10 protein-coding genes are annotated in these 12,296 nt (G+C 57.5%); 7 read left to right on the forward strand and 3 right to left on the reverse strand.

Annotation, left to right across the window (positions count from 1 at the left end):
• Positions 1–28 precede the first annotated feature (28 nt).
• The 6 genes from F1381_RS13945 (at position 29) to F1381_RS13970 (ending at position 9,623) form a co-directional block, all read left to right on the forward strand.
• The gene (locus F1381_RS13945) at positions 29–1,351 is read left to right on the forward strand and encodes a type 2 periplasmic-binding domain-containing protein (protein ID WP_151735460.1); all 1,323 of its coding nucleotides are present in this window, start codon (positions 29–31) and stop codon (positions 1,349–1,351) included.
• A 134-nt stretch (positions 1,352–1,485) separates the two neighbouring features.
• Entirely contained in the window at positions 1,486–3,585 is a 2,100-nt protein-coding gene (locus F1381_RS13950) for an alpha-galactosidase (protein WP_151735533.1), read from the forward strand.
• Positions 3,586–3,931: 346 nt separating this feature from the next.
• Positions 3,932–4,186: an AbrB/MazE/SpoVT family DNA-binding domain-containing protein gene (locus tag F1381_RS13955; RefSeq protein WP_020428768.1), complete on the forward strand. Its 255-nt coding sequence runs from the start codon at positions 3,932–3,934 to the stop codon at positions 4,184–4,186.
• Between the two features lie 236 nt (positions 4,187–4,422).
• Positions 4,423–5,136 carry an HAD family hydrolase gene (locus F1381_RS13960; protein ID WP_151735461.1) on the forward strand — a complete coding sequence of 238 codons (714 nt, stop codon included), beginning with the start codon at positions 4,423–4,425 and terminating at the stop codon, positions 5,134–5,136.
• Positions 5,137–5,511: 375 nt separating this feature from the next.
• Complete coding sequence (locus tag F1381_RS13965) at positions 5,512–7,368, forward strand: LTA synthase family protein (protein ID WP_151735462.1); 1,857 nt, start codon at positions 5,512–5,514, stop codon at positions 7,366–7,368.
• 299 nt (positions 7,369–7,667) lie between these two features.
• Positions 7,668–9,623 carry a GTP-binding protein gene (locus F1381_RS13970; protein WP_151735463.1) on the forward strand — a complete coding sequence of 652 codons (1,956 nt, stop codon included), beginning with the start codon at positions 7,668–7,670 and terminating at the stop codon, positions 9,621–9,623.
• Positions 9,624–9,665: 42 nt separating this feature from the next.
• On the opposite strand, the gene F1381_RS13975 is transcribed toward F1381_RS13970, so the two are convergent.
• Positions 9,666–9,992, reverse strand: a complete 327-nt coding sequence (locus F1381_RS13975) for an ATP-binding protein (protein ID WP_187355349.1) — start codon at positions 9,990–9,992, stop codon at positions 9,666–9,668.
• On the opposite strand from F1381_RS13975, the gene F1381_RS28310 reads away from it, so the two are divergent.
• Positions 9,945–10,268, forward strand: a complete 324-nt coding sequence (locus F1381_RS28310; RefSeq protein WP_187355350.1) for a hypothetical protein — start codon at positions 9,945–9,947, stop codon at positions 10,266–10,268. The two genes, F1381_RS13975 and F1381_RS28310, sit on opposite strands and share 48 nt — an antisense overlap.
• Positions 10,269–10,657: 389 nt before the next feature.
• Here F1381_RS28310 and F1381_RS13980 read toward each other — a convergent pair whose 3' ends face one another.
• Positions 10,658–11,788, reverse strand: coding sequence for a YheC/YheD family endospore coat-associated protein (locus F1381_RS13980; protein ID WP_151735465.1), 1,131 nt, complete (start codon positions 11,786–11,788; stop codon positions 10,658–10,660).
• Entirely contained in the window at positions 11,770–12,288 is a 519-nt protein-coding gene (locus F1381_RS13985; RefSeq protein WP_151735466.1) for a GNAT family N-acetyltransferase, read from the reverse strand. The genes F1381_RS13980 and F1381_RS13985 overlap by 19 nt, the downstream gene beginning before the upstream one ends.
• Between the last annotated feature and the right edge of the window lie 8 nt (positions 12,289–12,296).

Raw genomic sequence — 12,296 nt, forward strand, 5'->3', positions numbered from 1 at the left:
TATTGAAGAAAAGGGGGCAACATCCACGATGAAAAAACAAGTGATGGCATTATCCGCAAGTCTGCTGCTCGCCGGCGGACTGCTGGCCGGCTGCGGAGGCAACAATAACGCCGCAGATAACAACGCGGCAAATACGGCCGAGTCCGGAAACGCGGCCACAGACAGCTCCAAACCGGTAACCATCAATATGTTCACGGCTTCTCCCGAATATACCGACGCCTTCAACGCCTACATCGCTGAATACAAAAAGGTTAAACCGAACGTAACCATTAACCTGGAAATTATGCAGGCCGACTACAATACGGTGCTGAAATCGAGAATTGCCGCCGGCAGTACGCCGGATGTATTCCAGACCACGGCCGGCGGGGACATCGATACCTTCGCCGAGTACAGCGCCGATCTGACCGACCAGCCGCTGGCGGCGGCCATGACCGATGCGGTCCGCGCCAACATGAGCTCCTCGGACGGCAAAGTGCTGGGTCTCCCGGTCAAAGGCAACCTGTTCGCCCTGATGTACAACAAGAAGCTGCTCTCCGATGCAGGCATCACCGAAGCGCCGAAGACGGTGGCCGAGCTGGATGACGCCATCACCAAGCTGGAAGCCAAGGGCATCACGCCGTTCGCCAATGCCTACAAAGAATGGTGGGTATGGAAGCACATCTTCCAGCACTATGTGGATGCCGCCGCCATCGATGCCGGAACGGACGCCAAGACGCTCGTAGCTGACTTTATCGCCGGTAAAACGACCATCAAGGAGCATCCGGCCCTGTACGACAACTTCTTTAACTTCATTGACACTACCGTCAAGCATGGTACAGACAAGCCGCTGGAACGCGACAGCAACGCCCAGGTCAGCGACTTTGCCCTCGGCAAAGCGGCCTTCATGACCGGTAAAGGCGCATGGGACGAAGAAGCGATCAAGAAGATTACGCCGGACTTCGACCTCGGGATTTCCGGGTACCCTGTCAGCGACAAAGCGGAGCAATCCCAGATCATCACCGGTGCCGACCAGGCGCTGCGCATCAACAAGGATTCCAAAGTGGTGAATGAGACGATTGAATTCTTCAACTGGCTCTACACCTCCGACTACGGCAAGAACTGGTTCTCCGCAGTGGCGAAGGTGATTCCTCCGATCAAGGATGCTCCAATGCCTGACCTGCAAATGCCGAAGGAGATGGAAGAGATCCTGGCTAATGAGCCGTCGGGCGACCTGTCCGTCAACTACTCGCTGGATACCTTCCATCAGAAATTCGGCGAGCTGATGCAGGCTTATATCGGCGGCAGCAAATCGAAGGATCAGGCCATCGAAGAAATTCAGCAAGCCTGGATTCAATTCGGGTCCGCGCAATAACAGCCAGTCTTCATCCGGGGACGGCCCTCCAGGTAAATTCTTTACCGGAGGGCCGTCCCTTTCGCTTACAGAGACAAACCCCTATAATCGGGATTAGGAGAATCCATCAAATGGCAGGAGGCTTACATGTGAGCATGCAACCCAAGGTTATCGAGATTAATGAAAACGGACTATATCTATTTATTGAGATTACAGAGGAGCAGGATGTGCGGCTGCTGCATTTCGGCGCGGCGCCGCTTGAGGAAGGCGCTGTCGCGGAGAAGAACAAGCCGGGCTTCCGGCTGCTGGAGCTGCAGCTGACCGGCGAGGACCGGGCGGAATATCACGGCCGCACGCACCGCGCCTCGTATCCGGGCCTGCGGATGGTCTACAGCGGGCACAGCGAGACGGTGAACGGGACCGGGCGCAAGCTGGAGCTGACGCTTAGCGATCCCGTAACGGGCGTACAGGCTGTACAGCATTACCAGTTCTATACCGGTGTCCAGATTATGCGGTGCTGGACAGTGCTGGTCAACGAAGGGACGGAAGAGGCTGCGGTAGAATATATTTCCTCCTTCGCTCTGACCGGAATAGACAAAGAAGGCGCGGGGGACCGCAACGGCAAGATCGAGGTATCGCTTGCCCACAGCGGTTGGCAGAGCGAGCTGCAGTGGCGCACCTACAGCCTGCCGGAGCTGGGCATGTCCCACCTGGCCGACCGGGGCTCGAAACGGATCGCGGCCAGCAATACCGGCTCGTGGTCGGCGGCGGAGCTGCTGCCGATGGCGGTGCTGCACAACAAGGAGAGCAGCAGCACCTTGTTCTGGCAGATCGAGCATAACGGCTCCTGGCACTGGGAATTCACTGACCAGTATGACCAGCTGACCTTACTGGCGGGAGGACCAACCGAGCATGACAACCACTGGTGGAAGCGGCTCGCCCCGGGTGAATCGTTCACCTCGGTTCCTGTAGCCGTCGGTGCGGCAGAAGGTGGTTTCCGGGAAGCGGCAGAGCAGCTGACGCATTACCGGCGGGTCATCCGCCGGCCTAACGAAGACAACGAGCTGCTGCGGATTATCTTCAACGATTATATGAACTGCCTCTGGGGCAGCCCCACGACAGAGAAGCTGCTGCCGCTGATCGATGCCGCCGCCGAAGTCGGCTGCGAGTATTTCTGCATTGACGCCGGCTGGTATGCACCGGGCGAATGGTGGGACGGCGTGGGCGAGTGGCTGCCGTCAAGGGAACGCTTCCCGGAAGGGATCAAATACGTGCTGGATTACATCCGCAGTAAGGGAATGATTCCGGGGCTGTGGCTGGAGCTGGAGGTCATGGGCATTAACAGCCCCAAGCTGGCCGAGACGGACGACAGCTGGTTCTTCATGCGCCACGGCAAGCGGGTCAAGGACCGCAGCCGCTATCAGCTTGATTACCGGAATCCCAAGGTTATCGCCCACGCGGATGGCGTGATGAGGCGCCTGGTGGAAGAATACGGCGTCGGCTACATCAAGATGGATTACAACATCAATGCAGGCATCGGTACGGAGACGGATGCCGACAGCTTCGGGGACGGCCTGCTGCAGCATAACCGGGCGTATCTGGCCTGGCTGGACAGCATCTTCGCCCGTTATCCGCAGCTCGTCATCGAGAACTGCTCCAGCGGCGGCATGCGCATGGATTATGCCATGCTGAGCCGGCACAGTATCCAGTCGACGAGCGATCAGGAGGATTATGTGCAGTATGCGGCCATTGCCGCCGGCGCCCCGGCGGTGCTGACACCGGAGCAGGCTGCGGTCTGGTCGTATCCACTGCGAGAGGGCGACGATGAGGAAGTGATCTTCAACATGGTCAACGCGCTGCTGCTGCGTGTCCATCAGAGCGGCCACCTGGCCGAGCTGACGCCGCCCCGGCGGGCGCTGGTCAAGGAAGCGCTGGATTATTATAAATCGATCCGCGCCGACATTCCGCAGGCGGTGCCGTTCTGGCCGCTGGGCCTGCCGGATTCCGGCAGTGAATGGATCAGCCTGGGACTGCAGGCCGGCGAAACGCGCTATGTAGCCGTATGGCGGACAGCGGGGGAAGAAACAGAGGTCACCCTGCCTGTCGGCGATCTGGCCGGAGCCCGGCCGGAGATTGTTTGCGCTTATCCCAAGGAGCACCATTCAACATGGAGCTGGGAGCCGTCAGCAGGCGCGCTTACCGTGACGCTGCCGCCGGGAAGAACAGCCAGGCTGTTTGAAATCCGGCATTCATAAGCTTTAGATCAGCCCTTTGTGAGCAGAGTTTTCTCGCAAAGGGCACTGTTTTGCCCATAATGCTTAAACGGTTGAATTTCTTAATTTAAATATTCTCAAATAAAAACTTGTCAATCTCAAAGAAAATTGGATAAAATAGAGATTAAGTTGTCTTTTGTCGAAAACACTCTAAATATATCAGAGTAATTTGTCGATATATATCAAAAGATGTAGAAAAAAATTTGACAGGAAAGAAATAGCACACTACAATTGTCAAAGAGGCATAATCATTCCTACTATTTAGAAGCTTAGATAGCTTTTAACATCAATGATTAGATAAGTGTGACTTAAAGGAGGAAACATTGTAATGAAAGCAACAGGTATTGTGAGAAAAGTAGATGAGCTGGGACGTATCGTTATTCCGATTGAGCTGCGCAGAACAATGGGCATCGACATTAAAGATCCTTTGGAGATTTTTGTCGACGGGGAAAAAATCATTCTCCGGAAATATGAGCCGACTTGCATCTTCTCCGGCAGCGCAGAGAACCTGATCAATTTCAAAGGTAAAATGGTCAGCAAGGATGTCCTGGACGAACTGATCGCCAGCTTTGACCGGGTGTAAACTTATACTTAGGCATTATTTATACTTAACCATGACGGAGCCGGGTTCCGGGCACTTTAAAGTGCCTGTGATCCGGCTCTTTTTAAGCATTAGCCGCTCTCGGCGGAAATGCAGTTACCGTCTCCGGCTTCACGGGCGGACCGGCCTGGCTGCAGCGTAGACAATCCGCCCGCCCTCCGCTATGATGGGGGAGGAAAGCGAACCAGAAGATCAACCGGAAGGGAATGGATTACTTCATGACGAATGGAGCACTGGAGCCTGCCGCAGGCGGTGGGGCGCGGCTCAAGAAACCGGAAGCAATCGTCTTTGATATGGACGGAACCTTATTCCAGACCGAAAGTCTGCTGCTGCCCGCCTATCACAAGATGTTCGACATTTTGCGGGAGGAAGGTCTGCACAGCGGACCGACGCCGCCGGAGGAACTCATCCTGGGCAGCCTGGGCCAGCTTCTGGCACAAATCTGGAAGAACGTGATGCCGGGTGCGGATGAATCGGTGCACCGCCGGGCGGATGATTTGCTGCTGCAGCTGGAGATTGAGGGGCTCGAGGCGGGCGGAACCCTGCTGTATCCCGGAGTACCGGAGACCCTGGCCGCCTTGCGGGCCAGAGGTGTGCGGCTGTTCGTGGCCAGCAACGGGCTGCAGGATTATATCCACAGCATCACCGTGGTCCATAAGCTGGGGGATTTGTTCGAAGGGCTCTACAGCGCAGGAGGCCAAGGTACGGCTACCAAGACGGACCTGCTGCGGATTCTGCTGGACAACCATGGCGTTAAGAGCGCCTGGATGGTCGGCGACCGTTCTTCCGATGTCGAAGCCGGCAAAGGGAACGGACAGACCGTTATCGGCTGCGCTTATGCCGGATTCGGCAAGCAGGAGGAGCTGAAGGGCTCGGACCGCATCATCACCAATTTCAACGAGCTGATTGCGCTGTACGACGAAGCGGAGTGATTAAGCCATAGATGCATCCGGCGCAAGCCCGCCGGAAGGAACGCTGGAGACGTCTGCCTTTTCCTGGAACAGGAAGGTGGACGTCTTTTTACATATCAGGAAGCAGATAAAAGAAACTTGGCACTTTACATCCTGAAATTTGAGCGTATAATACAGCGTTGTGATAAATGCGCGGATTGCCCGTTCACCCGGCGCTTCATGCGCTGCATGGACGGGCGCTTATGAAATACAATGAGAACCTTTCTGAAATCCGGGGAATAGGTTGATTGGAGATGGTTATGGCAGCTATTCATATCAGAATTGTTGTTGAGAGAGGAATAGGTTGTCCGCCGTTGCCGGAGGTAAAGAATCATCCAAGGAGATGGGTCATTAAGTATGAACAAGTTATACGATCTCAGAAATAAACCGATTATACTGTTTACTTTCCTGCTGCTGCTCAAGAGCACGGTGGCCTACTTTGTCGTGTTTGACGACGGGCCGAACTGGGGCATGCTGCTTACGGAAATCCCGTTTTTCATTATTGTGTTCAGCCTGATCGAATGGTTCGCCTCCAAGCGGAAAATTCTCTATTATATGATTGCAAATCTCTTGATTACGCTAATCTATTTCGCTGTTCTCATGTACTACAAATACTACGGCGTCATCGCTACCTATCATGCCTTGCAGCAGGCCGATAAGGTGACGAAGGTCGGGGAAAGCACGTATTCGCTGATTGCGCCTTATTACTTGTTTATCTTTGTGGATATTGTCTTCTTCCTGTTCCTGATGTTCCGTCCGAAGTATGTCAAGCGGATGAAGGAAAGAGGCAGCAGACGGATGAGCCGGAAGGTGCTGCTGACTTCTACCGTGCTGTCGCTCGCCCTTTGCGTCTTCAGCGTCTGGCCGAACCATGCCAGCATGAATGAAATCAAGAAAGCCGAAAGCATGGGGATTCTTAATTACGAGGTATATACGCTGCTCGCGGACTCCACCGAGGACGAGACTATCATCGACGCCAAGGAGATTACGCAGCAGGTTGTAGATCAGGTGAAGGGCACCGTCACACCTGCAGCCCCGAAGTATTCCGGCGTGGATCAGGGCAAGAATCTGATCGTCGTGCAGATGGAGTCCTTCCAGAACTTCCTGATCGGCCTGAAGATCGACGGCCAGGAGATTACGCCGAACATCAACAAGCTGGTGAAGGAGAACACTTACTTCAACAACTTCTATACCAACGCCGGCCAGGGGACGACCTCCGATGCCGAGTTCGTGGTCAACACGTCGTTCTATGTGCCGAAGAATGAGCCGGCCACTTCCTCCGACTACATGAACAAGGCTGTACCGAGCCTGCCGAGGCTGTTGAGCCGCAGCGGGTATTATACGGCCACCTTCCATACCAACAGCGTGGAATTCTGGAACCGTACGGCGCTGTACAAAGCGGTCGGTTTCGACACTTACTATGATCAAGCCTTCTACGGCGACGACGACCATATCGCCTTCGGCTCCTCCGACGAGGTGCTGTTCAAGAAGACGGTACCGGAGCTGGCGCGCCTGGACAGCCAGCCGCAGCCATTCTATGCTATGGTGATTTCGATGAGCGCGCATCACCCGTTCCACCTGCCGGAAGCGAAGTACAAGATACAGCTTGCGGAGGAATACGACGATACGCTGCTGGGCAATTACCTGTATGCCCAGAATTATGCCGATTACGCCATGGGCCAATTCCTGGATCAGCTGAAGGCCAGCGGGCTGTGGGATGACAGCGTCATTGTGTTCTACGGCGACCATCAAGGGGTGCCGATGTATACGCTGGACAGCGCCGAGAAGGAGCTGATGCAATCGCTGGTCGGCCATGAATACGGGTATACCGATATGTTCAACATTCCGTTTATTGTGCATTCGCCGAGCGGCCAGCTGCCTCCGGTGATGAGCGGCACAGGCGGACAGATCGATATCCTGCCGACGGTGGCGAATCTGCTGGGCGTATCCACGGAGAGCCAGCTGCATTTCGGGCAGGACCTGTTCAACCAGGAGAGCAACCTGATTCCGCTGCGGCATTTCCTGCCGACCGGCTCCTTCATCAACGACAGCAGCATTTATGTGACCGGCAAGGATTATGCCGACGGCAGCAACTACAGCCTTATCGACAACGGCCTGATTCCCGGCGGCTCCACAGAAGAGCAGTTTAACCGGGCGCAGCGGCTGCTCGATCTGTCGAACAGCTATCTGCTGCAGCTGCCGGACCGGAAGTAATGCCTTAGAATCAGTCATAAGCTAGAATAGTACGGCTATAGCTCCCGGTTGTCCTTTCAAGGATGGCCGGGAGCTTTATTAATTTGGAGGCCGGTGCAGGAATAAGGGGGATTCCTGCCACTAAATTCAGGTTCCGGGCAGCCATCCATTTGGCTGAGGCGTGCGCTGAGCGCATCCGGAGCGCACTCCTTGTTTAATTATACTTAGGCCTGTTAACGCAGTGTTAAACAAGGGGCCGGATGTTGTATAATAAGGCCTTGTTAAGCAGCGGTACAATTCATAGGGAACAAGGGGAGCGCATGAAGCAGATTACGATTGGCATGTTCGCCCATGTCGATGCAGGCAAAACGACACTGGCCGAGCAGATGCTCTACCATACACAGACGATCCGCGAGCGTGGGCGGGTGGATCACCGGGACGCTTACCTCGACAGCCATGAGATCGAGCGGGCCAGAGGAATTACCGTGTTCGCTGATCAGGCGGTCATGACCTATAAGGATACGGTCTTTTATTTAATTGATACACCCGGACACGTCGACTTCTCACCGGAGATGGAGCGCGCGGTGCGGGTGATGGACTACGCGATTGTGGTGATCAGTGCGGTGGAAGGAATTCAAGGACATACGGAGACGGTCTGGCAGCTGCTGCGGCGGCACCGGGTTCCGGTGTTCTTCTTCATTAATAAAACCGACCGGTCCGGAGCGGATCCGGAGCAGGTACTGGAGGAAATCCGCAGCCAGCTGACTGCGGATGTGTGCAGCCTGGACGGCAGCTATACGGATGGCGGCCTGGCGCCGGCCCTGCAGGAGAGCATGGCCGAGCGGGACGAGGAGCTGCTGGAGGCTTTTCTGGATGGGGCAGGGAATGCGGATTATTGGCTGGATGCGCTGCGCGTGTTGATCCGCGGCTGCCGGCTGTATCCTTGTGTGAGCGGCTCTGCACTCCAGGATACCGGTGTGACCGGCTTCCTGGAGCAGCTATACCAGCTGGCTGATATCAGCTACGATGCCTCCGCCCCGTTCAGCGGGCGTGTCTACAAAATCCGCCATGACAAGAGCGGCGTGCGCCTGACTTACATCAAGGCGCTGAGCGGCACGCTGAAGGTCCGGGATGAGCTCACCTACCGCAGCGGCAGCGAGCTGCGGGCCGAGAAGATTACCAGGCTGCTGAGCGTCAGCGGCAGCCGGGTGCAGCCGGTGGATCAGGTGGCGGCCGGGAGCCTCTTCGCTGTAACCGGCCTCACGGAAGCCGGCGCGGGGCAGGGGCTGGGAGCCTGTGAAGATCACACGGAGTATGAACTGGTCCCGACCTTGACCTCCAAGGTGATCTTCGGCCCGGAGCTGAACGTGAAGGAGGTGCTGGGCGCCTTCCGGATGCTGAATGCGGAGGACCCGTCGCTTGCGGTGGTCTGGGAGGAGCAGGTGCAGGAGATTCATATTCACGTGATGGGCGTGATCCAGCTGGAGGTGCTGGAGCTGCTGGTGAAGGAGCGCTTCGGCTTTACCGTCTCCTTCGGCCGCCCGGAAATTCTGTACAAGGAGACCATCCGTTCGGCAGTCACGGGATACGGGCATTTCGAGCCGCTCCGCCATTATGCCGAAGTGCATCTGCGGCTGGAACCGGGAGAGCGGGGCAGCGGACTGACCTACAGAAACGAGTGCCGCCCGGAGCAGCTTAGCGTGGGGAATCAAAATCTGGTGCACTCCCATCTCTATGAGCGGGCGCATCACGGCCTGTTAACCGGCAGTCCGCTGACCGACATCCGGGTGACCCTGCTCACCGGCGCCGGCCATGACGAGCACACGCACGGCGGCGATTTCCGGGAGGCGACCTTCCGGGCCCTGCGCCAGGGGCTGGAGAAGGCGGAGAATGTGCTGCTGGAGCCGGTGTATGACTGCAAGGTCAAGGTGGAGCTGGATTTCATGGGGCGTGTGCTGTCCGACCTGCAGCGGGCCTCCGGCCGCTTCGAGCCGCCGGAGCTCACCCGGACCCATGCCGTGATCAAAGGCCGGGTGCCTGTCGCCACCTTTATGGATTACAGCGCAGAGCTGGCTTCCTTTACCCAGGGGAGGGGCAGCCTGCATCTGTCTTTCGGCGGCTATGAACGCTGCCACAACGAAGCTGAGGTCATCGGGCGGCTGGGGTATGACAAAGATGCCGACCCGCTCTACACTTCCACGTCCATATTCTGTGCCAAAGGCAGCGGTTATTCCGTTCCGTGGCACGAGGCTGAAGCGAAGATGCATTTATTGTGAGTAGCCGCTGCAATAACAGGAAGGCTGTGGTTCCGGTCACCTTCATGGATCGGGAGCCGCCGCCAGCGGCAGCTTCACCCGGACTTCAAAGCTGCCGGCTTCCACTGAAGCGCCTGCGCTGCCGCCCATCTGCTCAGCCAGCAGCTGCACAATATGCAGCCCCAGACCGGACGGGCGGGAGGTTCGGGCTTCATCGGCGGTGTAGAATCGCTCGAACAGCCGCTCCGGCTGCAGCGGGGTACCCGCAGCCACCGGATTACGGAAGGCCAGCAGCGCCTGGCCTTCCGCCAGCGCAACCTTGACCTCCACATCGCCTGCAGAGTGGGCCAGGCTGTTGGCAATCAGGTTGCGGATGATCCGCGCCGTCATTTCCGGATCGGCCAGCACCTCAACTGCAGCCGGGGCATCCAAGGAGATGTCAATCCCTTTCTGCTCAAAGTCACTGACCGCATCCGCCAGCAGTTCGGTTACGAGCGGGGACAGCGGGAGCGGGACTTGCTCCGCCTGCCGCCCGGCGGTGACCAGATAGGAATACTCGAACAGCCGCTCGATCAGCTGCCCCAGATGCTCCGCGTGGTTCTGGGCAATCTTCAGCTTGCCAGCCTGACCGGGAGTCAGCCCGCCAGCATTTCGGCCAGCATATGATTGATATCCTTACTGTCTTCAATAATGAGGATCATCTAGGTAGTCAGACACCTCCTTGTTGGAATGATAGTAACAGTATAGCCGATGGGGGGAGGGGCGTCAGCAGGGGAAGGTGAAAGAGTGATGTAACCGGACCGTAAAGCCGCTATCCACGAAAAAATGCGGGTTCTGGCGGACGTACGGACTCAGTTGCACTTAATCCGGCTGCACATAAGTATATATGCTTTTCAATAATGAATAAGCGCGCCGGTGTCCGTTACGGGGAAGCATTCGCGCATAGATGAAAAATAAGGTCATCCGAGTCCGTTACGGTGAAGAGCACGTTGAAGAGCATGGTGAAGGGGCAGACACCAGGCCCACTCCCAATAGAAGGCATGGGCCTAGTACCGCTATTCCTCCGTCGTCTTCGCCCCGGCGGGTACGTTCTTGTTCTTGTAGACCCACATGGCGTATTCGAGCGGGCGGGTCAGCGCCTTGTGATAGGTGGCGCTGTCGCCGGAGCGGGCGAACACCTCGCGGGCCGGCTTCGGGTTGACCTCCAGCACATAGATGCGGCCTTCGCGGTCGATGGCGAGGTCAAACGCCAGCTCGCAGAGTGCGCCGAAGCTGTCCTCAAGGTAAGCGGCGGCCTCCAGCCCCAGCTTCTCCGCGGTCTTTATCACTTTGGCGGCGCGCTCCTCGGTCCCGAGCCACTCCTTCAGCAGCTTCTCCGCGCGGACCGCGTGACCGCCGCCGTGCAGATTGGAGGTAACGCTGCGCGCGGCGCCTACCCGGCCGGCCATGCCTGTCAGCTCCCAGACGCCTTGCCCGTTCTTTTGCACCAGCATACGGTAGTCATGCACGCGCCCGCCCGGCAGGCGGAGCGGTATGCCCTGCTGCACAACGAACCGGCTGCCGATGCACCACTGGCGCACGATGGACTCCAGGCGCGAGAGCGATACTTTGCGCGGCGCAATGATCTGGCGGTTCTGGCGGCGGCCCTGGATGTCGTACATGCCTTTTGCGTCCCGCAGCCGTTCAATCCGCAGAATGCCCCGCCCGCCGGTGCCGTTGATCGGCTTGACATAGACGAGGGGGGCGAATTTCAGCATCCGCACCAGATCGGCGGAAGACTGGTACAGCAGCGTTTCCGGCAGATGCTGGCGGAAACGGCTTTTCTGGGCGAACGTCTGGTGAATCGTCCATTTATTCCGCAGGGGACGGTTAAGAAACGTCAGATGACTGTATTTGGAACGGAACTGCAGCAGCTGCTGGAACCGGGTGCTGCGCTGAATCCGGCAGCGGTCATAGATCATAGCAGGGAAAGGCCTCCATTTACGCGACCACTTGCCGCTGGCAGGATCATAGATCAGTGCGTGAATCATTTCCTTGGCGCTGTTCACATCCATCGGCGTAAACACAAAGACATCCAGACCGATCCGGCTGCCCTCGATAATCATCCGCCGGTATACGCCTTTCTCTTCCAGTTGTTTGGCATCGTTCAGATACAAGGTCAGGATGCCTAAGACCGGTTCCGGCACAGCGGATCACCTCCTTGACTAAGGATATCCGCCGCGCCCTCCTGCGGCAGAGGCCGCAGCAGCAGGGTGGGCTTGCCTGTCTTCCCGGTCAGCAGATCAACGGCGGCCAGCCCGCTGTTGAAGCACATCTTAAGGCTGGCCGGATTGTCGCAGGCCACCTGGCATTCCAGGCGGCCCAGACGGCGCAGCTGGGCGCTCAGGAGCGCCGTGCCGGTCCGCCGGTTCCGGTACAGGGGATGGACTGCGACAAGGCAGGCGTCCTTGCCGTAGCCGGAGACGAAGCTGACGCCAGCCAGCTGGCGGCCGTTCTGTCCGCGCACGGTGGCGACCAGCAGGGAGACGCCTGGAGATCCAAGCTGCTCCGGCGTCAGCCGGGCCAGCACCCTGCATCCGCGCAGTGTCAGCCGCTGCTCCCCGTGCTCTTTTAAGAATTCCAGCAATCCGGACAGCTTCTGCTTCCACTGCTCCGGACCGCAGTCATAGACCGAGGAGATCTGCATGGTGTGTC

The sequence above is a fragment of the Paenibacillus tengchongensis genome, assembly GCF_008973665.1.
In the GTDB taxonomy this organism is placed as follows: domain Bacteria; phylum Bacillota; class Bacilli; order Paenibacillales; family Paenibacillaceae; genus Paenibacillus_AQ; species Paenibacillus_AQ tengchongensis.